The organism is Telluria sp. ZB4P34 (assembly GCF_059686055.1).
The window spans coordinates 248,229-271,338 of sequence record NZ_JCASIF010000001.1 but is presented as its reverse complement, the minus strand read 5'-3'; the positions used below and the strand labels follow the sequence as shown (position 1 = coordinate 271,338).

Sequence of the window (23,110 nt, the reverse complement as noted above, 5' to 3'; positions counted from 1 at the left end):
GCAAAGGCGCGCGCTAGCCGCGCCGCCGGTCGTCCGCGAAAAAACTGGATGGCGTCGTGCCGAAGGTCTTCCTGAACATCGCCGTGAAGGCCGACTGGCTGGCGTAGCCGAGCTGCTGCGCCACCTGCCACAGCGGCATGCCGCGCGCGATCAGGGAAGCGGCATGCGCCAGGCGCACCTGCTGGCGCCACTGGCCGAAGCTCATGCCCAGCTCGCGCTCGAACAGGCGCGCCAGGGTGCGCTCGGAAGCGCCGGCGGCGCGCGCCCAGTCGGCCAGCGTCCGGGTGTCGCCGGGCGCGTCGATGAGGGCCTGGCAGAGCTGCCTCAAGCGCTTGTCGCCCGGCAGCGGCACGCGGATCGGGCGCGAAGGCGCGCGCGCCAGCTCGTCCAGGATCAGCTCGCCCACCAGCTGCGCACGTTGCGGGTCGCGCGGCTGTACGCCCGGCTCGAGCGCGGCGATCAGTTCGCGCAGCAGGCTGCTCACCTCCACCACGCGGCAGCGCTCGCCCTGGAAGGGGTCGCGCGAGGCATGGATGCGCAAGGGACTCAGGCAGGCCGGTTCCAGCATCGTGACCTCGTGCACGACGTTGGGCGCGATCCAGATCGCACGCTGTGGCGGCACGATCCAGCTGCTGGCGTCGGCGCTGACGCGCACCATGCCGTTGGCGGCGTAGGTCAGCTGCCCCCATTCGTGGCTGTGCGCACCCACCGATACGTCGGCCGGGAGGTCGCGCGCCCACAGGCTTACGGGACGCTCGCCGGTGGGGCCCGGTCCTTGGGTGGGAGCTAGCGTACGCATGGCAGGTTCTCGACAAATGTTGACACGCTATCTTAAATCGGACGGCCGCAATCTGCTTAGACTGGCGTTTTCAGCAAGAGGGATGGCATGAGCAGCGACAACAACACCCTGCGGCGGGATGCCCGCGTGATCGGCCTGGTGGGCCTGGCCCATGGCACCTCGCATTTCTACCACCTGATCCTGGCGGCCCTGATCCCCTGGCTCAAGCCTGCGTTCGGACTGAGCTATACCGAGCTGGGCCTGTTGATGACGGTGTTCTTCGTCGTCTCCGGCGTGGGCCAGGCGCTGGCCGGCTTCGTGGTCGACCGGGTCAGCGCGCGCGCCGTACTGTTCTCCGGCATGGCGATGCTGGGCGTGTCGGCGCTGGCGCTGTCCACGGCCGAAGGCTATGCGGGGCTGATGGCCGGCGCGCTGCTGGCCGGCGCCGGCAACGCCGTCTTCCATCCGGCCGACTACACGCTGCTGAACCAGCGCGTCTCGCGCGAGCGGCTGGCGCACGGCTTCTCGGTGCACGGCATCAGCGGCAACATCGGCTGGGCCGCGGCGCCGATCTTCCTGACCGCGATCGCAGCCAGCCACGGCTGGCGCGCGGCGCTGCTGGCGGCGGCGGCGCTGCCGGTGGCCGTGCTGGCGTTGCTGGTGCTGAACCGCCACGTGCTGTATCCCGACCCGCTCCGGCGCCAGGCCGGGGCCGCGCAGGGCAGGCAGGGAGGCACGCTCGACTTCCTGAAGCTGCGCGCCGTGTGGCTCTGCTTCGGCTTCTTCCTGCTCACGGCAGTGGCGCTGGGGGGCATCCAGAGTTTCGCGACGATCAGCCTGGAAGCGCTGTACGGGATCTCGCATACGCTCGCCACCAGCTCGTATACCGCCTACATGCTGGCCTCCGCACTGGGCATGGTGGCGGGCGGCTTTCTCGGCGCCCGTGCGCAGCACCACGACCGCACCGTAGCGCTGGCCTTTTCGGCGGCGGCGCTGCTGGCCCTGGTGCTGGCCGCCGGCGCGGGCCCGGCCTGGATGGCGCTGCCGCTCATGGGGCTGATCGGCCTGTGCTCGGGCGTGGCGGGACCCTCGCGCGACCTGATGATCCGCGCCGCGGCTCCGCAGGGGGCGACCGGCCGCGTGTACGGCGTCGTGTATTCGGGCCTGGATAGCGGGCTGGCGATCGGACCGCTGCTGTTCGGGCTGGTGATGGATGCCGGACGCCCCGGCTGGGTGTTCGCCGGCGTGGCCCTGTTCCAGGCGCTTGCGATTGCCACGGCGGTGGGCGTGGGCGGGAGCACGCGGGCGCGCCGGCTCGGCGTGGCCTGAGGCGGATCGGAACGGCGGCTCAGCCGTTGGCAGCCGCCTGCGCGGGCGCCTGCGGCTGCAGGTCCGGTGGTGGTGGCAGTGTCTCCGCCAGCAGTTCGCGGCTGTCGTGCACGATCGACAGGATCGTGCGTACGCAGGCCAGCGTCGGGGTCCCGCTGCGCGCATCGGCGCCCTTGGCGTAGGCGCGCGCGATGCGGGTGGCGACCGGCGCGCCGCCCGGCACCTGTTCGCGATACAGGCGGATCAGGGTGACCACGGTCTCGTGCAGCATGTGCTGCCCTGCGCGCGCGATGTTGCGCCCGCCGCCGGCCTCGCGGATCGAGTCGGTGACGATCTGTTCGAGCTGGCGTTCGGCCCTGCCGACGAGCATGGCCACCTGGCCTGGTGTGAACGTGATGCGCATGCTTCTACCTCTTGCGTGATGTTGTCATGCCGCCTCCTCGACGCAGGCGGCGCTGCCGGATGCCGCCCGAGCGGCAACAGACCTGGGCATGATCCGCGACGGCCGCACCCGCGGAGGCGGCGGAGGCGGGGCGAACGGACGGATCTGGGTCAGGGCGCCGGTGAACGGCGCCAGGCTGTCGTCGACCTCGCAGACCTTCCCCGCAGGATCGTCTGCACCCCCGTCCGCAGCCCCGGCCAGGAACTGGGCGATCGCGATTCTGACAAGCGTACGGTTGGTGAGTTCGGAAGACAGCCCGACTTTCCGACTATGGTAAAGATAAGTCGAGGTAGCGCCGTCCGGTCCGGTGATCTCGACCTTCTTCGGCAGCGAAAAACCGTAGCGCCCGCTGGCCCAAAGCTTGACCAGGCACACGTCGCTGGATGGAGTTATAAAGCTGAAGTTCATGTACAAATCGTAATCCCCGCTGCGCGTATGCACGATTCGAAATTGTTCCAAACCGTAACGGACGAAACATTCGTTTCCGGAGATCACGAGACTGCAGGCGCGCCACGAACAGCAGGATGCAATACGGGATTCTGGCCGCGGACAGCAGCCGTGCCACGGGTGCGAAGCGGCGCAGGCCCGTGCGCCGTCATGGATGCCGGCGCAGGGGCCGTTGTCCGCCTGAGCCGGGGCTAGGGGCCCGCCGCTTTCCACCCGAGCAGGTCGGCGCGCGGATAGCCCCACCCCGCCAGCGGGGACGGACAAGGCGCGGCCGCCCGGACCGCATACGGGATCGTCGAGAAATTGGGCTGGCCGGGCGGGCCGAAGCGGATGTCGGTGCCCACACCGCCGACGAGCGAGGGCACGCGCGCGAAGCGCAGCCAGGCGTCGAAATGGCAGTTGGTCCGCTGCAGCGTCCGGAAGTTGGCGAGACTGCCGGTCTCGACGTGCTTCCATGCGAGCGCCGTGGCCAGGCTGCCGGGTAGCCCGCCGAAGCGCGCCGGACAGGCGGAAACGGGCGTGCGGTCCGGGGCGAGGCTGAGCACGCCGACCCGCACGCCATAGGCGTCCGCCCCGGGTCCTGTGCTCACGGTGGCGAAGGACCAGCACAGCGGGTTGGCCGGGAACGCGGACAAGGCGATGTCGAGCACCCGGCTGCCCGGAGCCGCCTGGGCCAGCGCGGCGCGGATCTCGCCGCGCGCCGCATGGCCGGCCACGGCCTGGATGCCGACGAAGCCTACGCAGGCGAGCAGGGCGGCCACCAGGCCGGCGCGCGCGCCCATGCGTCGACGGGCGGCAAGGACCGCCAGCGCCACCGCCGCCAGCCCGGCGAGCGAGCCCCACTGCAGGTAGCCCAGCCAGGTGAACAGCACCGGCATGGCGGCGAAGAAGGCCAGCCCCAGCCGGCGCGAGAAGGCGCGGCGCGCCGCCAGCGCCAGCGCGACGCCGAGCGCGGTCCAGAACACCGGTTCGACGATGAAGACCAGGTCGCCGTACAGCCAGCGCGAATCGACCGGGTGGAACGGGTGGATCCCGTACACATTGAGCGCATCGAAGGACAGGTGAAGCACCATGCCGAGCAGGGCGGTCCCCAACACGGCGTGGCGCGCGCCGCGGTCCTGGCGCAGCAGCCGGCGCATGCCCGGCCACAGCAGCCAGGCCAGGGCCAGCAGCAGCGCCACCTGGGGCAGGGCGTAGAGCAGGGTATGCGTGTGGCCGCGGTGGTGGATCAGGTAGCCGAGCGGCGCCGGCAGCAGCGGCGTGAGGACCAGGTCCAGGTCGGGGAAATTACTGGCAAGCAGGCCGGTGAGGAGCAGGGCGCGGCGGCGCAGCCGCCCGAGACTTGGGTCGGCCGGCGCCGGCAGGGCGCGCTCGACCAGCTCGCCCAGGGCCAGGCCGACCAGCGAATGGGTCATGTTATCCATGCCAATAGCTTACACGAAGGACAACATTTGTCGAACATCAAGCTTATTGTCGGCAACCACCGCGGCGGACTCGGTAGAACTTGATCCAAGTCAAAAATTTTTAGAATGACCGTTGCTAGAATCGTGCGCTGAAATTTTGCCATTGGGCAACAAGGAGAGCGTCGTGCGCAGCAACCTGCCGGTAACCGGCATCGAGTATCTGTTGAAAGAAGGCCAGTCCATCGTGTCGAAAACCGACACCAAGGGCCGCATCACTTATGTGAATCCGAGTTTCGTCGAAGTCAGCGGCTTCAGCGAGCACGAGTTGCTCGGCAAGGCGCACAACATCGTGCGCCACCCGGACATGCCCCCGGAGGCCTTCGCCGACCTGTGGACGACGCTGCAGGCGGGCGAACCGTGGACCGGACTGGTCAAGAATCGCCGCAAGAACGGCGACTTCTACTGGGTGGTGGCGAATGTGGTGCCGATCAAGGAGGACGGGCGTGTGACCGGCTTCATGTCGGTACGCACGGCGCCCACGCGCGCCCAGGTCGAGGCCGCGGGGGCGCTGTACCGCAGCCTGCTCGCCGGCGAGGCGAAGGGCGTGGCGATCCGCCGCGGCGTCCCGGTGCGGCTCGGCTGGCGCGCCCGCCTCGAGGCGCTGCGCGCGCTGCCGCTGTCGCGCCGGCTGGGCATCATGATGGGCAGCCAGTCGGTGCTGATGGCGGGCCTGGGCCTGGCAGTCGACGCCCCCGTGTGGAAGCTGCTGGCCGGCGCGGGCGTGCTGGCGACGCTGGCGGCCTGGGCCGAACTGCACCGCACCATCGCGCGTCCGCTGCGCGAGGCAACCGCCGCGGTCTATGCGCTGGCCGGCGGCGACCTGTCCCATCCCTGCGAAGGGGGAGGGCGCAACGACGAGATCGGCCGCCTGCAGCTGGCGCTGCGCCAGCTGAACATCAACCTGCAAGCCATCGTCGGCGACGTGCGCCGCAACGTGGCCTCGATCGAGCATGCGGCCCGCGAGATCGCCACCGGCAACGGGGAGCTCGCCAGCCGCACCGAGGCCCAGGCGGCAAGCCTCGAGCGCACGGCTGGCAGCCTGGCGCACATTGCGGCGGCGGCCGGCCAGAACACCGACAGCGCTGTACGCGCCGACGCGCTGGTGATGGCGGCGTCGAACGTCGCCGGACGCGGCGGCGAGGCGGTCGGCCGGGTGGGCGCCACGATGGAACGGATCAGCACTTCCGCCACCCGTATCGTCGATATCATCGGCCTGATCGACGGCATTGCCTTCCAGACCAATATCCTGGCGCTCAACGCGGCGGTCGAGGCGGCCCGGGCCGGCGAGCAGGGACGCGGCTTTGCCGTCGTCGCCGGCGAAGTGCGCAGCCTGGCCCAGCGCTCGGCCGCGGCTGCCAAGGAGATCAAGTCCCTCATCGAAGCATCGGTACAGCAGGTCGGCGAAGGCAATGTGCTGGTGGGCGACGCCGGCCAGACCATGCGCGAGGTGGTGGACTCGGTGCACGAGGCGGCGGCGATCATGAACGGCATCACCGGCGCCAGCCGCGACCAGGGCGCCGGCATTGCCCAGGTGAACGCGGCCATGGCGCAGCTCGACGGGATCACGCGCGAGAACGCCGCCATGGTCGAGGAGTCGGCGAACGCCTCGGCCAGCGTGGCCGACGAAGCCAGCCAATTGGTGCAGGCGCTGTCGGTGTTCAGGTTCGGCGGCCGCCAGGCCGTCAGCGGCGGGATCCTGCCGGTCCGCCGTGCGCCTTGAGCATACTGGTCCGTATTTGATGCAAGTCAAGGATTTAGAAGACGCTGATCAATAAACTGCATGCTATTCAAGCCGGTTTGCAGTTCCGCAAACCGGCAGCAGCAGGAGTTGATTGACATGTACGCAACAGCAACACCGGCCACGGCCACGGCAAGCTCCACCTCGACATCCGGCGCGATCTCCACGACTGCGGCCAGTGCCGTGATCCCGATCCTGGCCGCCCCGGCAGGCGCCCCCAGCGTCGATTTCGACGCCGGCCTGCTCAAGCGGCTCGGCAAGAACGGCCCGCGCTACACCTCCTACCCCACCGCCGACCGCTTCGGCGCCGATTTCGGCTACCGCGACTACCTGCACGCCGTCGCCGGCCTGCGCACCCGCGGCGGAGGGCGCCCGCTGTCGCTCTACCTGCACATCCCGTTCTGCGATACGGTCTGCTACTACTGCGCCTGCAACAAGATCGTCACGAAAAAACGCGACAAGGCGGCGACTTACCTGGCCTACCTGAAGCGCGAGATCGCCATGCAGGCGGCCCTGTTCGCCGGTATCAACGAGGTCGAGCAGCTGCACTTCGGCGGCGGCACGCCCACCTACCTGAGCGACGCGCAGATGGACGACCTGATGGCCCACCTGCGCCGCAACTTCCGTTTCGCGCCGGACGAGGCGGGCGAGTATTCGATCGAAGTCGACCCGCGCACGGTGACGCCGGAACGGGTGCACACCCTGCGCCGCCAGGGCTTCAACCGCATCAGCCTGGGCGTGCAGGATTTCGACGCGGAGGTGCAGCGCGCCGTCAACCGCGTCCAGCCCGAGGAAGAGACACGGGCCGTGATCGAGGCCGCGCGCGCCGCCGGTTTCCGTTCGGTGAGCATCGACCTGATCTACGGCCTGCCGAAGCAGACCCTGGACAGCATGCGCCAGACCATCGACAAGGTGATCGCGGCCAGCCCCGACCGCATTGCGATGTACCACTACGCCCACATGCCGCACCTGTTCAAGCCGCAGCGCCGCATCGTGGAAGCGGACATGCCATCCAGCGACACCAAGCTGCAGATGCTGCAACTGTGCATCGAGCGGCTGGGCGCCGCCGGCTACGTCTACATCGGCATGGACCATTTCGCCAAGCCCGGCGACGACCTGGCCGTGGCCCAGCGCCAGGGCCGCCTGCACCGCAACTTCCAGGGCTACTCGACCCACGCGGATACCGACCTGGTGGCCTGCGGCGTGTCGGCGATCGGGGCGGTGGGCGCGACCTACAGCCAGAACGTCAAGACGCTCGAGGAATACTACGACCTGCTCGACCAGAACGAGCTGCCGGTGGCGCGCGGCATCCGCCTGGGAATGGACGACGCGCTGCGCCGCAGCCTGATCCAGAAGCTGATGTGCCAGTTCGAGGTGTCGATCCCGGCGCTGGAACAGGCTTTCCCGATCGTGTTCAAGGATTACTTTGCGCCGGAACTGGCGCAGCTGCGCCTGATGGAGGACGACGGCCTGGTCAGCGTCGGCCCGGACTGGATCACCGTCACGATGAAGGGCCGGCTCCTGATCCGCAACGTGTGCATGGTGTTCGACCGCTACCTGGCCGCCGCGCGCGAACAGGGTCCGCGCCATTCGCAAACCGTGTGAATTTCCCGATCGAGTACGCGATGAGCGGCATCAGCCTGTTTCCCGTCTTCCTGGTCGGCCTGTTCGGCAGCGTCCATTGCGCCGGCATGTGCGGCGGCATCGTCGGGGCCCTGTCGGTGGCCCGCCGCGCCGCCGGCACGGGCGCCTTCCCGGTGCCGGTGCGGACGGTGACGGCGCCCGCCGCCGTCCACGGGGCCGCCTACGTGGCCGCCTACAATGCAGGACGCATCGCCAGCTACGCCACGGCCGGCGCGCTGGCCGGCGGCGCGGCCGGGAGCGCGGCCCTGCTGGCCGGCCTGCCGGCGCTGCAGGCCGGCGCCTACGTGGCCGCCAACCTGATGCTGGTGGCGCTTGGCCTGTACCTGATGGACGCCTGGCGCGGGCTGGCCCTGCTGGAACAGGGTGGACAACTGCTCTGGCGCCGCATCTCCGCCGGGCTGGGCCGGATCGGGCCGATCGATTCGCCGGGGCGCATGTTCGCCGCCGGCGCGCTGTGGGGCTGGCTGCCCTGCGGCATGGTCTACAGCGTGCTGGTGACCGCCATGCTGAGCGGTTCCGCGCTGGGTGGCGCCGAGGTGATGCTGGCGTTCGGCTTCGGCACCCTGCCGATGCTGGCCGCGATCGGCCTGGCCGGGGTGCGGCTGCGCGCGCTGCTCGGGCTGCGCCGTGTGCGCCTGGCCTGCGGCTTGCTGATCCTGGCCTTCGGCATGGCAGGCCTGTGGCGCGCCGCCGGCGGCTCGCTGTCGAGCTGGATCGACATGCTCTGCATCGCACCGGGAGCCGTGCGATGAGCGCCGTACTTGCCGCCACGCCGGCCGCGCCGCCCGCCATGCACGCCGCCGGCGCCGGCTGCTTCCACTGCGGCTCGCCGGTCCCGGCCGGCAGCCGCTGGCAGGCGCGGGTCGACGGTGCGCCGCGCAGCATGTGCTGCCCCGGCTGCGCCGCCGCGGCCGAAGCGATCGTCGCCGGCGGCTGCGCCGATTACTACAGCGTGCGCACCGAATTTGCCGCTCCCGGCGCCGCGGGGGCGAAGGGGGCGGACGACCCCGAGCTGGCGCTGGCCGACGGGATGGGCATGGATGGCGAAGGCAACTTCTCGATCGAGGGCGTGCGCTGCGGCGCCTGCGTGTGGCTGGTCGAGCGCCGCCTCAGGCAGCTCGCTGGCGTGCACGAGGCCGCGCTCAACGTCGCCGCCGGACGCGTGTTCGTACGCTGGGATCCGGCCCTGTGCCGGCCCAGCGCGATCCTGCGCGCGCTGCGCGCCATCGGCTACGGCGCCGCGCCCTACGATGCGCAGCGCCATGGCGAACGGCTCGAGCGTGCGCGCCGCACGCTGTTCCGCCAGCTGTTCGTCGCCGGGCTGGCGATGATGCAGGTGATGATGTATGCGGTGCCCGTGTACCTGGCCGACGACGGGACCATGGACGCCGACATGGCCGCCCTGATGGGCTGGGCCTCGTTCGCCCTGACCCTGCCGGCCGTGTTCTATTCGGCGCTGCCCTTCTTTGCCGGGGCCTGGCGCGACCTGCGGCGCGGCGTGCCCGGCATGGACGTGCCGGTGGCCCTGGGCATCGCCGCCGCGTTCGGGGGGAGCTCCGCCGCGCTGGCAAGCGGCAAGGGCGACGTGTACTTCGATTCCATCACGATGTTCATCTTCCTGCTGCTCGGCAGCCGCTACCTGGAATTGGGCGCGCGCCGCCGCGCCACGCAGGCGCTCGATGCGCTGCGCCGGGGCGTGCCGGCGTCCAGCCTGCGCCTGCGCGGCGACCCGGCCGCGCGCGACACCGAGCTGGTGCCCGCCACCAGCCTGGCGGTGGGCGACCTGGTGCTGGTCAAGCCCGGCCACGCGCTGCCGGCCGACGGCGCCGTGGTCGAAGGCAGCACCGAAATCGATTTCTCCCTGCTGACCGGCGAAAGCCGTCCGCGCCGCATGGGACCGGGCGACAGCCTGCCGGGCGGCGCCGTCAATGCCGGGCAGGCAGTGGTGGTGCGCATCACCTCGGAGGCGCGCGACAGCACGCTGGCGATGCTGGTGCGCCTGGTGGAACGGGCCGGCCAGGGCAAGCCGGCGATGGCCCTGTGGGCCGACCGCGTGGCCGCCTGGTCGGTGCTGGCGCTGCTCGCGCTCACCGTGGCCGTCTACCTGGTGTGGAGCGCGGTCGACCCGGCGCGCGCCTGGCCCGCCGCCATCGCCGTGCTGGTCGTCACCTGTCCCTGCGCGCTGTCGCTGGCCACCCCGACCGCCCTGGCCGCCGCCACCGACCGGCTGCTGCGCCGCGGCGTGCTGGCCGTCGCCCCGCATACGCTGGAAACCTTCGAGCGCGCCACCCATATCGTGTTCGACAAGACCGGCACCCTGACCCTGGGCCGCCCGGTGCTGCGCCAGGTGCTGCCGGTCGGCCCGCTCGACGGCGACCTGTGCCTGCGCATCGCGGCCGCGCTGCAGGCCGAGAATTCCCATCCGATCGGGGTGGCGATCCGCAACGCGATCGCGCGTCCGGGCCTGCAGGCGGTGGGCCTGCGCGCCGAGCTCGGACGCGGGATCGAGGGCAGCATCGACGGCGTGCCGTACCGGATCGGCACCGCCGAGTACGTTGCCGGCCTGGCCGGCGGCGCGGCGCGCTTTGCCGGACCGCCAGGCACCTCGATGGCCTGGCTGGGCTGCGAAGGCAGCTGGCTGGCGCGCTTCGACATGGCGGACGGCCTGCGCGCGGAAGCCGCGGAGGTGGTGCGGCGCTTCCGCGACAGCGGCAAGACCGTGATCCTGCTGAGCGGCGACGACCAGGCCGCCAGCCAGGCGGTGGCGAGCCGGGTCGGCATCGACAACGTGGTGGGCGGACGGCTGCCGGCCGAGAAGCTCGCCTTCGTGGCCAGGCTGCAGAGGGAGGGGGCGGTGGTGGCGATGGTGGGCGACGGCGTCAACGACGCCGCGGTCCTGCGCGGCGCCGACGTGTCGTTCGCGATGGGGCAGGGCGCCGAACTGGCCCAGGTGCATGCCGACGGCGTGCTGCTGGGCGACAGCCTCCTGCCCCTGCTCGATGCGGCCGACACCGCGCGCCGCACGCTGGCCATCATCCGCCAGAACCTGGTCTGGGCCTCGGTCTATAACCTGGCGGCGATCCCGGCGGCGGCCACCGGCCTGCTCAACCCGTGGCTGTCGGGCATCGGCATGGCGGCCAGTTCGGCGATCGTCGTGCTCAACGCACTGCGCCTGCGAAAGGATTGACGATGGAAGCCCTGTACCTGCTCGTTCCGCTCAGCGTGATCCTGGTCGCGCTGGCGGTGTGGATCTTCTTCGGGGCGGCGGACAGCGGCCAGTTCGACGACCTGGAAGGGCCGGGGATGCGGATCCTGGTGGACGAAGACCGGCCGATGTAATTGGCCGCACCACTGGACCCGCACACGCTGAACGAGCCACCGTTGGTCCCTGCGCGTCATTCCCGCCGCCGGCGGCAATGACTGCCGGCGGCCTTGGCCAAACCTGTCGCGCACCGGGTCGCAAGGTTCTGTTGCATACCTTAGTTGATGCTGGACAATTTGATTCACATCAAGGATTTTTACCGTCCAAAAAACGACACTCCTGATTGTCATCCATCAAGGTATTTTCAGGAGAGCATGTTGGACACCAGTCTGAATTATAACTACAAGATCGTGCGCCAGTTTGCCGTCGCGACCGTGGTCTGGGGCGTGATCGGCATGGCTGCCGGCGTCTTCATCGCGGCGCAGCTGGCCTGGCCCGCGCTCAACTTCGACATCGCCTGGCTGAGCTACGGACGCCTGCGTCCGCTGCACACCAACGCCGTTATTTTCGCCTTCGGCATCTGCGGCCTGTTCGCCACCTCGTACTACGTGGTGCAGCGCACCTGCCAGGTGCGGCTGTTCTCGGACAAGCTCGCCAGCTTCACCTTCTGGGGCTGGCAGGCGGTGCTGGTGTCGGCCGCGATCTCGTTGCCGATGGGCTTCACGCGCGGCAAGGAATACGCGGAGCTCGAATGGCCGATCGCGATCCTCATCACCATCGTGTGGGTTGCCTATGCCGTCGTGTTCTTCGGCACCATCATCAAGCGCCGCGTGCAGCACATCTACGTGGCCAACTGGTTCTTCGGCGCCTACATCCTGGCCGTCGCCATCCTGCACGTGGTGAACGGCGCGGTGATGCCGGTGTCCGCCATGAAGTCCTATTCCGCCTATGCCGGCGTGCAGGACGCCATGATCCAGTGGTGGTACGGCCACAACGCGGTGGGCTTCATCCTGACCGCGGGCTACCTCGGCATGGTGTACTACTTCATTCCGAAGCAGGCCGAGCGTCCCGTGTATTCGTACCGCCTGTCGATCGTGCACTTCTGGGCCCTGATCTTCACCTACATGTGGGCCGGCCCGCACCACCTGCACTACACCGCGCTGCCCGACTGGACCCAGTCGATCGGCATGGTGTTCTCGCTGATCCTGCTGGCGCCGTCCTGGGGCGGCATGATCAACGGCGTCATGACCCTGTCCGGCGCATGGCACAAGCTGCGTTCGGACCCGATCCTGAAGTTCCTGATCGTCTCGCTGTCCTTCTACGGCATGGCCACCTTCGAGGGGCCGATGATGTCCATCAAGACCATCAATGCATTGTCGCACTACACCGACTGGACCGTCGCCCACGTCCATGCCGGCGCCCTGGGCTGGGTCGGCTTCATCACGATGGGCTCGATCTACTACCTGATCCCGCGCCTGGCCGGCAAGAAGCAGATGTGGAGCATGCAGCTGGTTGAAACCCATTTTTGGGTGGCGACCATCGGCATCGTGCTCTACATCGCCTCGATGTGGATCGCCGGCGTGATGCAGGGCCTGATGTGGCGCGCGGTCAACCCGGACGGCACCCTGACCTATACCTTCGCCGAGAGCGTCAAGGCCACCTATCCGTACTACGTGATCCGCTTCATGGGCGGCTTCCTGTACCTGTCCGGCATGGCGATCATGGCCTTCAACACCTGGAAGACGCTGAGCGGAACGAAGAGCGTGGACGCGTTGATCCCGACCGGCCCTGCGACACCACACCTGCACGCCGCGCAGCCCGAAGCTGCGCACGCCTGAACCCGGAGCTCACAATGAAAACGAAGTTTACGCATGAATGGATCGAGAAGAACCCCTGGCTGCTGATCGGCCTGGTGCTGCTCGTGATTTCCTTCGGCGGCCTGGTCGAGATCGTGCCGCTGTTCTTCCAGAAGTCGACCACCGAGCCGGTGGCGGGCCTGAAACCCTATTCGCCGCTGCGCCTGGCGGGCCGCGACGTCTACATCCGCGAGGGCTGCTACAACTGCCACTCGCAGATGATCCGTCCGTTCCGCGCCGAGACCGAGCGCTACGGCCACTATTCGGTGGCGGGTGAATTCGTCTACGACCACCCCTTCCAGTGGGGCTCGAAGCGCACCGGCCCGGACCTGGCCCGCGTGGGCGGCCGCTACAGCGACGAGTGGCACCGCACCCACCTCGACAACCCGCGAGACGTGGTGCCGGAATCGAACATGCCGGGATACCCGTGGCTCGCCGGCGCAAAGCTCGACCCGAACGAGATCATCCCGAAGATGCGCGCGATGCGCCGCCTCGGCGTGCCCTACAGCGAGGCCGAGATCGCGGCCGCGCCGGGCGAGGTGGACGGCAAGACCGAGCAGGACGCCCTGATCGCCTACCTGCAGGGCCTGGGCACCCAGATCAAGACGAGGAATTGAATATGGAACTCCAACAAGCTTTGGACGCGGTACGCGTCATCAACATGCTCGACGACGCCAGCAGCGTCATGACGGTCGTCAGCTTCACCACCTTCCTGGGCATCGTCGGCTGGACCTATTTGCTGCGCAAGGACAGCGATTTCGACAAGGCTGCAGGTCTGCCCTTCGCAGACGAGGCTGAAGCAGCAGGGGAGAGCGACCGTGGCTGATTTCTTCAACGCGTTCTGGCACTGGTACGTGGCCGTCATCACGGTGCTGTCGATCCTCGGCTGCGGTATCCTGCTGTGGTCGCAGTCGACCTACCGCGTCAAGCTGCGCGCCGACGGCACGCACGACGCCACCACCGGCCACGTCTGGGACGAAGACCTGACCGAACTGAACACGCCGATGCCGCGCTGGTGGATCGTGCTGTTCTGGCTCACCATCGTGTTCGGCTTCGCCTACCTGGCGCTGTATCCGGGCCTGGGCAGCTATGCCGGCAAGCTGGGCTGGAATTCCAGCGGCGAATACCAGGCCGAGCTGAAGCAGGCAAAAGCGGACTTCGGCCCGCTGTTCGCGAAATACGCGAACCAGGACCTGAAGGCGGTCGCCAGCGACCCCCAGGCCCATGCCATCGGCGAACGCCTGTTCCTGACCTATTGCGCCCAGTGCCACGGCTCGGACGCGCGCGGCAGCAAGGGCTTCCCGAACCTGGCGGACAGCGACTGGCTGCACGGCGGCGACCCGTCCGTGATCAAGCAGAGCATCATGCACGGCCGGGTCGGTACAATGCCGCCGATGGGCGCGGCGCTCGGTTCGGACAAGGACATCGAGAGTGTGGCCGCCTACGTGCGCAACCTGTCGGGCCTGAGCGCCGACCCGATCAAGGTCGCCTTCGGCAAGCCGAAATTCGCCGCCTGCGTGGCCTGCCATGGCGCCAAGGGCGAGGGCAACCCGGCCATGGGGGCGCCCAACCTGCTTGATAAGGTCTGGCTGTACGGCGGCAGCCCGGATACCGTGATGGAAACCATCCGCAAGGGCCGCACCAATACCATGCCGGCCTTCGGCGAGTTCCTCGGCGACGAGAAGGTACACGTGCTGGCCGCCTACGTGTGGAGCCTGTCGAACCCGCACGCGGCGAAACCGATCGTGACGGCTGACGCACAATGACTACCCAGACCCAGGCCCCGCGCGAGGCAGTGATCCGCATGTACGCTGCGCCGGAGGCGATCTATCCGCGCGAGATCAAGGGCCGCTACGCCTCGCTGCGCTGGGCCTGCGTCTGGCTTACCCAGCTGCTGTTCTACGGCCTGCCGTGGTTCGAGATGCATGGCCGCCAGGCCGTGTTGTTCGACCTCGCCAGCCGCAAGTTCTACCTGTTCGGCCTGATCCTGTGGCCGCAGGACTTCATCTACCTGGCCGCGCTCCTGATCCTGTGCGCCTACGGGCTGTTCCTGGTGACGGCGGTGGCGGGGCGGGTGTGGTGCGGCTTCGCCTGCCCGCAGACGGTCTACACCGAGATCTTCCTGTGGATCGAGCGGAAAATCGAAGGCCCCAGGAGCAGCCGCATCCGCCTCGACCGCCAGCCGTGGACCCTGGAAAAGATCGCGCGCAAGGGCGGCAAGCATGCAGCCTGGGGGCTGGTGGCCCTGTGGACCGGCTTCACTTTCGTGGGCTACTTCACGCCGGTGCGCGAGCTGAGCTTCGACATCGCGACGTTCGGCCTCGGTCCCTGGGAAAGCTTCTGGGTGCTGTTCTACGGGTTCGCCACCTACGGCAACGCCGGCTGGCTGCGCGAGCAGGTCTGCAAGTACATGTGCCCGTACGCGCGCTTCCAGAGCGTGATGTTCGACAAGGACACGCTGATCGTCACCTACGACGCGGCGCGCGGAGAGCCGCGCAACGCGCGCCCGGATGCCCGGAAGGCGGAGCAAAAGACCGGCGACTGCATCGACTGCAGCATGTGCGTGCAGGTCTGCCCGACCGGCATCGACATCCGCAAGGGCCTGCAGTACGAGTGCATCGGCTGCGCGGCCTGCGTGGACGCCTGCAACGGCGTGATGGACAAGGTCAGTCGGCCGCGCGGCCTGATCCGCTACGCGACGGAAAACGCGCTTGCCGGCGACTGGAGCCTGGCCCGGATCCGGCGCCGCGTGCTGCGCCCGCGCGTACTGGTCTACTCGGTGGTGCTGGCCGTGCTCGGCACGGCGATGGTGAGCTCGCTGGCGCTGCGCAACCCGCTCAAGCTGGACGTGATCCGTGACCGCGGCTCGATGGGCCGCGAGGTCGTGGACGAGCGCAGCGGAAACACGATGATCGAGAACGTCTACCGCCTGCAAGTGATGAACACGCTCGAGGAAGCGCAGCGGCTGCGCATCACGGTGGACGGCATTCCATCCGCCAGCGTGGTGGAGGAGGACCTGATCGCGATCGACGCGGCCACTACCCGCGCCGTGCCGGTCCGGGTGCGTGTCCCCGGCGGCGCGGGCAAGCCGGGTTCGAACCGCATCGCCTTCACGCTCGCATCCGGCGAGGGAAGGGCGCTGACGGTGACCGAGGAAGCCGCATTCATCGTTCCGAAGTGAAGGAGGAGAAGCAGATGCAAACGCATGCGAGCCTGGAGCCCAGCGCTCCCTGGTACCGCCACCGCTGGCCGTGGTTGCTGATGATCGGACCGGTATGGGTCCTGGTCGGCGGGATCCTGATGATGTGGCTGGCCGCCAGCCGTCCGGACGCGATGGTGGTCGGCGACTACTACAAGCAGGGCAAGGCCATCAACCAGGAATTGCGCCGCGACCGTGCGGCCACCCGCCTGGGCCTTGCCTTCGAGGCGGTGCACGACGCCGGGGCAGGGCGCATCACCGGGCGGCTGGAAAGCTTCGGCAAGCCGGTCGCGGCGCCGTTCCACATCCGCCTCGCCCACCCGACCCAGCCTGGCCGCGACCGCGTGCTCGAGGCCCTGCCGGATGCGCAGGGGCGGTTCGCGGCGCAGGCGCCGGCGCTGGAGCCGACCCACTGGCAGGTGGTCGTCGAAGGCGGCGCGCGTGAGTGGCGCCTGGCCGGCAGCTGGAGCCCGGCCAAACAAAATGCGCTGCGCATCGTGGCGGACCAGGACTAGGATGATCGAGGTCATGGCGGCGGCCGGCAGCGCCTGGCGAGGACGGTCCCGCTCCGATGCATCCTCGTTGGCGAGCGGCCGCTGCCTGCGTCAATCGGCCTTGAAGCCGCGCCCCGTCGCCGCCCAGTAGATGCCGCCGTACAGGTGGTGCAGGAAGGTCGGGTCGCGGTAGGTGGCGGCCAGGTGGCCCAGCGCCGTGTAGAAGGCGCGGCCGCCGTCGTAGGGCTGGTACCAGCTGATCGGGTGGAAGGCGCCCATGCCCTTGCCCTGGCGGTCCGGCCAGACCGTCTCCGGCCGGTAGGTGGATTCGTCCACGGTGAGCAGGTAAGTCAGCTTGCCGGACGTGGCGGGACCGAACTCGTACCACTCGTCGGTGAACAGGGTGCGCGGGGCGAAGCGCTCCATGCCGGGGAAGTTGCGCTCGCGGACCTGCAGCACGGCGGTCTGCACGGCAGGGTGCACGCGGAACATGTGGCCCACCATCTTCGTGTACCAGGGCCAGCCGTATTCCGTATCCGAGGCGCTGTGCACGCCCACGAAGCCGCCGCCCTTGCGGATGTAGCGCTCGAAGGCGGCTTGCTGCGCATCGTCCAGCACGTCGCCGGTGGTCAGCAGGAACACCACGGCCTGGTATTTGGAGAGCTCGGCGTCGTTCATCACCCGGCCGGCGTCGGCGGTCCAGAACACGTCGAAATCGTGCAGCTTGCCCAGTTCCTGCACGGCGCTGACGCCCGCGTGCACGGCGTCGTGGTGCCAGCCGGCGGTCTTGGTGAACAGGAGGACCTTGAACTGTCCCGCGTGCGCCTGCAGCGGGAGCAGGGAGGCTCCCGCCAGCAAACCGGACATTATGAAAGAAAATTTCATTTTTCGTTGATTGGTGAAAGAATATTTCCAATACTGGGCCATGGCGGCGACAACGCTGCTTCCCTGCTCAGCAGCTCCTGTTCCTGCGGCCGCACGCCGGCGCGTGCCGAAAGTGGGAATCGCATCCTGATTGGTGAGGAGAGCAGGCGTGGCCAGTCTAGCACCGAGTTGCCTGGCGGCTCCTCATCCTGCGAGCGAATTGTTGATTCGGTCATTTCCATGTTAGATTCCTTGGCGGCAAATACGGCGCCCGGCGCCGTCGACCGAACCGAATTCAACAAGGAAACGAGACCACGATGCCATCCCACCGCCAGCGCTCCCTGCGCGCCGTCATCGGCGCCCTGTTCATCCCGGCCGCGATCGCCTTCGCCGCCATGCCGGCCGCGGCGCACGCCGCGCCTGCCGCGCAAGCCGCCGCAGTCAAGCCGAACAAGGCCTTCGACACCTGGGCCGAGAAGTTCGCCGAGGACTGGGTGCGCATGAACCCGCAGCTGGCGACCGCGACCCAGTATTTCAGCGGCCCCGTGCAGGCGAAACTGGACCGCGAACTGACGCCGCTGACGAAAGCCCAGCGCCAGAAGGTGCAGGCCCTGGCGAAGACGGGCCTGGCCCGCCTCGACAAATGGATGGCCGGTCCGCTCGACGAGAACCAGCGCGTCTCCGCTGCCGTCATGCGCTGGTCGCTGCAGAACGTGGTCGCCAACGAGCCCTTCGAGGACCATTCCTTCATCTTCTCGCAGTTCAGCGGCGTGCAGGTCGGCCTGGTCAATTTCATGACCACCACCCATCCGCTGCGCAACGCGCAGGACGTCGACAGCTACCTGGCGCGCCTGGAGCAGGTCGGGACGCGCATGGACGAAGCGCTGGCGCGCGCCCGCGCGGCGGCCGCCAAATCCCTGATCCCGCCGCGCTTCATCCTCGAGCGCGCCCAGTACCAGGTCGACACCTTCCTCAAGCCGGCCGCCAGCGAGAACGTGCTGGTCACCTCGCTGGCCCAGCGCCTTGATGCGATCGAAGGCCTGGACCCGGGCGTGCGCAGCGCCGCGCTGGCGCGCGCCGCCCGCATCGTCGAGGAGCGTATCCGTCCGTCCTACGTGCGGGTGCAGGAATTCATGCGCGAGCTCCACCCGCGCACCGGCGACGTGGCCGGCATCTCGCGCCTGCCGAACGGCAGCGCGGCGTATGCGCGCGCGGTCGAGAACTTCACCAGCACCAGGCTCACCCCGACGGAGATCCACGAGATCGGCCTGCGCGAAGTGGCGCGCATCGAAGGCGAGATGGACCGCCACCTGCGTTCGCTCGGGCTCACCGAGGGCAACATCGAGACCCGCATGAAGCAGCTCGACGCGCGCTTCCAGCCGAAGGGCGAGGGCGACCCGAGGCCAAGCATCATCGCCAGCTACGGCGAGATGGTGAAGGACGCCGAGCGCAGGAGCGCCTCGCTGTTCAACCTGAAGCCGCGCGCGCCGGTCGAAGTGCGCCGCGAGCCGCCGCTCACCGAGCCCTCGGCCGCCGCCCACTACTCGCTGCCGGCGCCGGACGGCACCCGCCCGGGCATCTTCTGGGTGCCGCTGCGCGGCCCGACCTTCGACATGATCCGCATGCGCAGCCTGGCCTACCACGAAGCCGTGCCGGGCCACCACTTCCAGCTGGCGATCCAGCAGGAGCTGACCGGCATTCCGAAATTCCGCAGCCAGCGCATCTTCAGCGGCGGCAGCGCCCACGCCGAGGGCTGGGCCCTGTACACCGAGCGCCTCGCCGTGGAGCAGGGCTGGTACGAAGGCGACGTGCCCGGCCTGCTGGGCGCGCTCGGTTCGGAACTGTTCCGCGCCCGCCGCCTGGTGGTGGACACCGGCCTGCACTCGAAGGGCTGGACCCGCCAGCAGGCGATCGACTACGGCATCGGCGCCCAGGAAGTCGAGCGCTACGTCGCCTGGCCGGGCCAGGCCAACGCCTACATGATCGGCATGCTGCGCATCATCGAGCTGCGCGAAAAGGCGAAGAAGGAGCTGGGCGCGAAGTTCTCGCTGCCTGGCTTCCACGACCTGGTGCTGGGCGCCGGCTCGGTGCCGCTGGACGTGCTGGGCGAGCTGGTGGACAGCTGGATCACCAGGCAGAAGAAGGCTTGAGGTGCGCGCCGCACGCCACGTCCGCGGCGTCGCCCTGGCCATGATGCTGGGGCTGGGGCTGGCGCCGGCCAGCCAGGCCTGCCGGGCGCCGCCCATGGCGCAGCTGGTCACACCGGACGAACTGATCGCCGGCGCCCGTGACGTCTCGGTGGCCAAGGTGGCGCACGTCGCCGACCTCGGCGGCGGCCTGGTGCGCTACGACTTCGTCGTCGAGAAGCGGCTGCTGGGCCCGGACCGTCACGAGTTCTCCGTCAGCGGCCGGGCAGTCGGCCACTACCAGGAGCGCGAGGGTTCGCCGGACCACAGCGACGCCGCATTCTGGCAACGCGGCGGCGGCAGGCTGACGAACGAAGGCGACTGCGTGCTGCGGCCCGCCTTCCGGCTCGGCGAAAGCTACCTGATGTTCATGAACCAGGCCGCCACCTGGCGCAGCTTCGAGCGGCTCGATGCCGGCACCGGGCCAGGCTACGCGCATGACAAGTGGCTGCTCTACGTGGAGGAAAAGCTGGGCGCGGGACCGGCGCCGTGAGGTCAGGCGCCGCCTTCGTCGTCGCGGCGCTGTGGTCCGGCAGCGGCCATGCCTGCTTCGCCCCACCGTCCCATCAGCTCATGGGCGTCAACGAGCAGATCGCGGGGGCGACCGATATCTCGCTAGCCAGGGTGGCCGGCGCGACCTTGCTCGACAATGGCGGCGTGCGCTACGACTTCGTCGTGCACAAGCGCCTGAGGGGGCCGTACCGGACGCGCTTCAGCCTGGCGGTGCGGGCCAACCCGCCACCGGAAAATCGCCAGCATGCCGAAGACCATCGCGACCCGGCCTTCTGGCAGCCGGGAGGCGGGCGCCTGATGAACGACTCCGATTGCCAGATACATCCGGTATTCACGGTCGGTGAGACCTACCTCGTGTTCTACGGGCCGCCTGTCACGCGGCGCAGCTTCGAACGCGTCCGCACCGTCGGCGGCCAGCCGATCAAGGACGACCGCTGGCTGTACTACGTCGAACGGCGGCTGAACGGACCGTGGACGAGCGGCGCCGTCCCCTTGCCCCCGTGGGAGCGGACCCGGCCCGATCATTCAGGACTCTCAGGTCCTATATGGGAATACCGATAGCGCGCATACTCGCGCCGCCGGTGTGCGAATAGCCTTGGGACAAGCGTTGCCCCGGCAGCGCTTTGCCCCTACACTGCCGTCGCACAGCCGACTTTCGTGACCTTCTTCCACAGGAGCACAGCATGGAAACACAGGAACTCTACCGCGGCCGCCTGATCGACCACATCCAGCTGGTCGTGCGCGACCTGCCCGCGTCGCGCAGGTTCTACGCCGCCGTCTTCGAGATGCTGGGCATCCCGCTCGGCGGCGAGGGCGAGGACTACTTCTGGGCCGACGAGCTGTTCGTGTCCAGCCGTACCAGCGAAGCGGCGCAGGGCGTGCTGACCGGGCGCCACCACCTGGCCTTCCAGGCGCGCGACCGCAAGATGGTGAACGCCTTCTATTACGCGGCCCTCGCCGCCGGCGGCAGGGACAACGGCCGGCCCGGCGAGCGCGCCTACCATCCGGGCTACTACGGCGCCTTCGTGCTCGACCCGGACGGCAACAATATCGAAGCGGTCTACCACGGCGCGGCGAAGCGAAGCGCGCCTGCCGTGCGCGTCACGTTCTGACGGGGCCGGCCCGGCGGCGAAGGCCGCTATCCTGCCCCTACGGGATCGGCATGCTGCAAACAGGTTGAGCGTCACCCCATCACATCATGCATACTGAGTTGCTTGCCGGAAACTCAGCTCGTACAATGCTGCTTCGATGAACTGCAATGAACGCGCATGATGATGAAGTGGATGGGACTGGCCGCAGCCGCGGCCTTGGTGTCGGGATGTGCCGGCAATCCGGTTACCGAAATGAGCAATCAGGTGTTCAACGGCTTCCAGGACCTGCCCGCAGAGATGCGCGGCCGGAACATCGCCGGCTGGGTCGCTTTCGACGAGGAATGGGCCGGCCGCTACAACCGGATGGCGCGCAACCAGCTGTACGTCCAGCACATCAAGCCGGGCACGCCCGAGTTCGGACTTCGGGTCATCCGTTTCAACATGTCGAACTCCGAAGGCAGCATGCTGTGGATGGAGTCCGGCCAGCTGGCCTTCATGACCGGCGCTGTGGTTCCCGACCACATGCGGCGCCTGCGCGCCGGCGACATCGTGGAAGTGCGCCAGACCGGGACCTGGAAGACCATGAGCGGCTTCGCCAGTACCGGCGAGGGCAACATCGTGGTGCGCATCCTGTGCTCGGTCGGCACGCCGGAGTACGAAGAGTGTCTGGACAAGGCGCCGCGCATCGGCCGCTTCAAGGGCAAGGGCGAGACCCATACGCCTTATCCGGCCAGCGTCAAGGCGTACGGCTATACCTTCACGCCGATGTATGATGCGGAAGGGAAGGCATTGCGGGCCTTCCCCTGAACGGCAAGGATTCGCTCCTGGGCATCCGCCTGCCTTGATTTCATCTTCCCATACTGTCGACGCTGCCCACCAGCGCCTGCGCCGCGCCCAGCCCCCACGGAATTGGAGGGGCCAGCGCGGCCCGGCGGCGAAAGCCGCTATACTGCGCCGACCATGCGCATCCAGCTTTTCTCCGACCTGCACCTCGAACGCTACCCGCACTTCGTCCCCGAGCTCCGGCCCGACACCGACGTGGTGGTGCTGGCGGGGGATATCGGCTCCTACCAGGCCGGCTCGCGCCTGCTGACCGACGACTTCGGCCTGGAGCGCTTTTCGCCCCTGCGGCCCGGCGCCGGTCCTGCGCGCGTGCTCTACATCCCCGGCAACCACGAATTCGACGGCCTCGAATTCGACCAGGCCTACGCGCGCCTGCGCGCCACCTGTGCCGCCCTCGGCATCGAATGGCTGGACCGCGAGACCATCACGATCGGCGCCGTGCGCTTCGTCGGCACGACGCTGTGGAGCGACTTCGATGCGCTCGCGCTGCAGGAACAGGACCTGACGAAACAGCTGCAGCGGCGCGACAAGGCCTTCCGCGCGGCCAACTACTACCTGTCGAAGAACACCACCCTGAGGAACGGCGAGAAGCTGCTGGCCGAAGGCATCCGCGCGCTGTCGCTCGACTGCCAGCGCTGGCTGCGCGCGGCGCTGGCGGCCCCGTTCGAGGGCAGCACGGTGGTGGTGACCCACTTCGCCCCCAGCCTGCACAGCGCCGACCCGCGCTACGGCCTCACTCCCGGCACCGCGGGCTTTTGCAATGCGCTCGACGCGCTGTTCCCGCAGGCCGACGTCTGGATCCACGGGCACCTGCACTGCGCCAACGACTATGTGGTCAAGGGTGTCGAGGACGGCCGCGCGTGGTCCTGCCGCGTCGTCGCCAATCCGCTGGGCTACCTGAGCAAGGGCGAACAGGAAGGATACCGGCCGGAGCTGGTGATCGAGGTCTAGAGGCTGGCGCTATGATGAGGGCAGGCGATGCAAGGCCGGCCACGGGTTTGCCAGCTGGGCGACGAGCAAC

General features: G+C 68.7%; 24 protein-coding genes. 18 read left to right on the top strand and 6 right to left on the bottom strand.

What is annotated here, in order from left to right; translation table 11 throughout:
• Positions 1-13: 13 nt before the first annotated feature.
• The gene (locus AC56KL_RS01220) at positions 14-799 is read right to left on the bottom strand and encodes an AraC family transcriptional regulator (protein WP_497178333.1); all 786 of its coding nucleotides are present in this window, start codon (positions 797-799) and stop codon (positions 14-16) included.
• A gap of 87 nt (positions 800-886) precedes the next feature.
• On the opposite strand from AC56KL_RS01220, the gene AC56KL_RS01215 reads away from it, so the two are divergent.
• Positions 887-2,107, top strand: coding sequence for an MFS transporter (locus AC56KL_RS01215; protein WP_497178332.1), 1,221 nt, complete (start codon positions 887-889; stop codon positions 2,105-2,107).
• A 19-nt stretch (positions 2,108-2,126) separates the two neighbouring features.
• Here AC56KL_RS01215 and AC56KL_RS01210 read toward each other — a convergent pair whose 3' ends face one another.
• The 3 genes from AC56KL_RS01210 to AC56KL_RS01200 all read right to left on the bottom strand — a co-directional run bounded on the left by AC56KL_RS01210 (position 2,127) and on the right by AC56KL_RS01200 (position 4,420).
• Positions 2,127-2,510, bottom strand: a complete 384-nt coding sequence (locus AC56KL_RS01210) for a hypothetical protein (protein ID WP_497178331.1) — start codon at positions 2,508-2,510, stop codon at positions 2,127-2,129.
• Between the two features lie 24 nt (positions 2,511-2,534).
• Complete coding sequence (locus tag AC56KL_RS01205; RefSeq protein WP_497178330.1) at positions 2,535-2,957, bottom strand: hypothetical protein; 423 nt, start codon at positions 2,955-2,957, stop codon at positions 2,535-2,537.
• A 230-nt stretch (positions 2,958-3,187) separates the two neighbouring features.
• Positions 3,188-4,420: a metal-dependent hydrolase gene (locus AC56KL_RS01200; RefSeq protein WP_497178329.1), complete on the bottom strand. Its 1,233-nt coding sequence runs from the start codon at positions 4,418-4,420 to the stop codon at positions 3,188-3,190.
• A 163-nt stretch (positions 4,421-4,583) separates the two neighbouring features.
• On the opposite strand from AC56KL_RS01200, the gene AC56KL_RS01195 reads away from it, so the two are divergent.
• The 11 genes from AC56KL_RS01195 to AC56KL_RS01145 all read left to right on the top strand — a co-directional run bounded on the left by AC56KL_RS01195 (position 4,584) and on the right by AC56KL_RS01145 (position 16,613).
• Positions 4,584-6,179, top strand: a complete 1,596-nt coding sequence (locus AC56KL_RS01195; RefSeq protein ID WP_497178328.1) for a methyl-accepting chemotaxis protein — start codon at positions 4,584-4,586, stop codon at positions 6,177-6,179.
• A 117-nt stretch (positions 6,180-6,296) separates the two neighbouring features.
• Positions 6,297-7,802, top strand: coding sequence for an oxygen-independent coproporphyrinogen III oxidase (gene hemN / locus AC56KL_RS01190; RefSeq protein ID WP_497178327.1), 1,506 nt, complete (start codon positions 6,297-6,299; stop codon positions 7,800-7,802).
• 20 nt (positions 7,803-7,822) lie between these two features.
• Entirely contained in the window at positions 7,823-8,593 is a 771-nt protein-coding gene (locus AC56KL_RS01185; RefSeq protein ID WP_497178941.1) for a sulfite exporter TauE/SafE family protein, read from the top strand.
• Positions 8,590-11,028: a heavy metal translocating P-type ATPase gene (locus AC56KL_RS01180; RefSeq protein WP_497178326.1), complete on the top strand. Its 2,439-nt coding sequence runs from the start codon at positions 8,590-8,592 to the stop codon at positions 11,026-11,028. The genes AC56KL_RS01185 and AC56KL_RS01180 overlap by 4 nt, the downstream gene beginning before the upstream one ends.
• A gap of 2 nt (positions 11,029-11,030) precedes the next feature.
• Positions 11,031-11,180: a cbb3-type cytochrome oxidase assembly protein CcoS gene (gene ccoS, locus AC56KL_RS01175; RefSeq protein WP_497178325.1), complete on the top strand. Its 150-nt coding sequence runs from the start codon at positions 11,031-11,033 to the stop codon at positions 11,178-11,180.
• Between the two features lie 240 nt (positions 11,181-11,420).
• Entirely contained in the window at positions 11,421-12,881 is a 1,461-nt protein-coding gene (gene ccoN / locus AC56KL_RS01170; protein ID WP_497178940.1) for a cytochrome-c oxidase, cbb3-type subunit I, read from the top strand.
• A 14-nt stretch (positions 12,882-12,895) separates the two neighbouring features.
• The gene (gene ccoO / locus AC56KL_RS01165) at positions 12,896-13,516 is read left to right on the top strand and encodes a cytochrome-c oxidase, cbb3-type subunit II (protein ID WP_497178324.1); all 621 of its coding nucleotides are present in this window, start codon (positions 12,896-12,898) and stop codon (positions 13,514-13,516) included.
• A 2-nt stretch (positions 13,517-13,518) separates the two neighbouring features.
• On the top strand, positions 13,519-13,725 hold the full coding sequence (locus AC56KL_RS01160) for a cbb3-type cytochrome oxidase subunit 3 (RefSeq protein ID WP_497178323.1): 207 nt from the start codon (positions 13,519-13,521) through the stop codon (positions 13,723-13,725).
• A complete protein-coding gene (ccoP, locus tag AC56KL_RS01155) occupies positions 13,718-14,665 on the top strand; it encodes a cytochrome-c oxidase, cbb3-type subunit III (RefSeq protein WP_497178322.1) in 948 nt (315 codons plus the stop codon). Before AC56KL_RS01160 ends, ccoP begins: the two co-directional genes overlap by 8 nt.
• Positions 14,662-16,080, top strand: a complete 1,419-nt coding sequence (gene ccoG / locus AC56KL_RS01150) for a cytochrome c oxidase accessory protein CcoG (RefSeq protein WP_497178321.1) — start codon at positions 14,662-14,664, stop codon at positions 16,078-16,080. Before ccoP ends, ccoG begins: the two co-directional genes overlap by 4 nt.
• Positions 16,081-16,094: 14 nt before the next feature.
• Positions 16,095-16,613 (top strand): FixH family protein, encoded by a 519-nt coding sequence (locus AC56KL_RS01145; RefSeq protein WP_497178320.1) that lies wholly within the window; start codon positions 16,095-16,097, stop codon positions 16,611-16,613.
• A 90-nt stretch (positions 16,614-16,703) separates the two neighbouring features.
• On the opposite strand, the gene AC56KL_RS01140 is transcribed toward AC56KL_RS01145, so the two are convergent.
• Together AC56KL_RS01140 and AC56KL_RS01135 are read right to left on the bottom strand one after the other, a co-directional pair.
• A complete protein-coding gene (locus AC56KL_RS01140; protein ID WP_497178319.1) occupies positions 16,704-17,459 on the bottom strand; it encodes a ThuA domain-containing protein in 756 nt (251 codons plus the stop codon).
• A 14-nt stretch (positions 17,460-17,473) separates the two neighbouring features.
• Positions 17,474-17,698, bottom strand: coding sequence for a hypothetical protein (locus tag AC56KL_RS01135; RefSeq protein ID WP_497178318.1), 225 nt, complete (start codon positions 17,696-17,698; stop codon positions 17,474-17,476).
• A gap of 75 nt (positions 17,699-17,773) precedes the next feature.
• On the opposite strand from AC56KL_RS01135, the gene AC56KL_RS01130 reads away from it, so the two are divergent.
• The 6 genes from AC56KL_RS01130 (at position 17,774) to AC56KL_RS01105 (ending at position 23,040) form a co-directional block, all read left to right on the top strand.
• Positions 17,774-19,606: a DUF885 domain-containing protein gene (locus tag AC56KL_RS01130; RefSeq protein ID WP_497178317.1), complete on the top strand. Its 1,833-nt coding sequence runs from the start codon at positions 17,774-17,776 to the stop codon at positions 19,604-19,606.
• A 1-nt stretch (position 19,607) separates the two neighbouring features.
• A complete protein-coding gene (locus AC56KL_RS01125; RefSeq protein WP_497178316.1) occupies positions 19,608-20,135 on the top strand; it encodes a hypothetical protein in 528 nt (175 codons plus the stop codon).
• A gap of 80 nt (positions 20,136-20,215) precedes the next feature.
• Complete coding sequence (locus AC56KL_RS01120) at positions 20,216-20,716, top strand: hypothetical protein (protein ID WP_497178315.1); 501 nt, start codon at positions 20,216-20,218, stop codon at positions 20,714-20,716.
• 122 nt (positions 20,717-20,838) lie between these two features.
• Positions 20,839-21,267: a VOC family protein gene (locus tag AC56KL_RS01115; protein ID WP_497178314.1), complete on the top strand. Its 429-nt coding sequence runs from the start codon at positions 20,839-20,841 to the stop codon at positions 21,265-21,267.
• A gap of 156 nt (positions 21,268-21,423) precedes the next feature.
• A complete protein-coding gene (locus AC56KL_RS01110) occupies positions 21,424-22,053 on the top strand; it encodes a hypothetical protein (RefSeq protein WP_497178313.1) in 630 nt (209 codons plus the stop codon).
• A gap of 153 nt (positions 22,054-22,206) precedes the next feature.
• The gene (locus AC56KL_RS01105; protein WP_497178312.1) at positions 22,207-23,040 is read left to right on the top strand and encodes a metallophosphoesterase; all 834 of its coding nucleotides are present in this window, start codon (positions 22,207-22,209) and stop codon (positions 23,038-23,040) included.
• Positions 23,041-23,110: the final 70 nt, after the last annotated feature.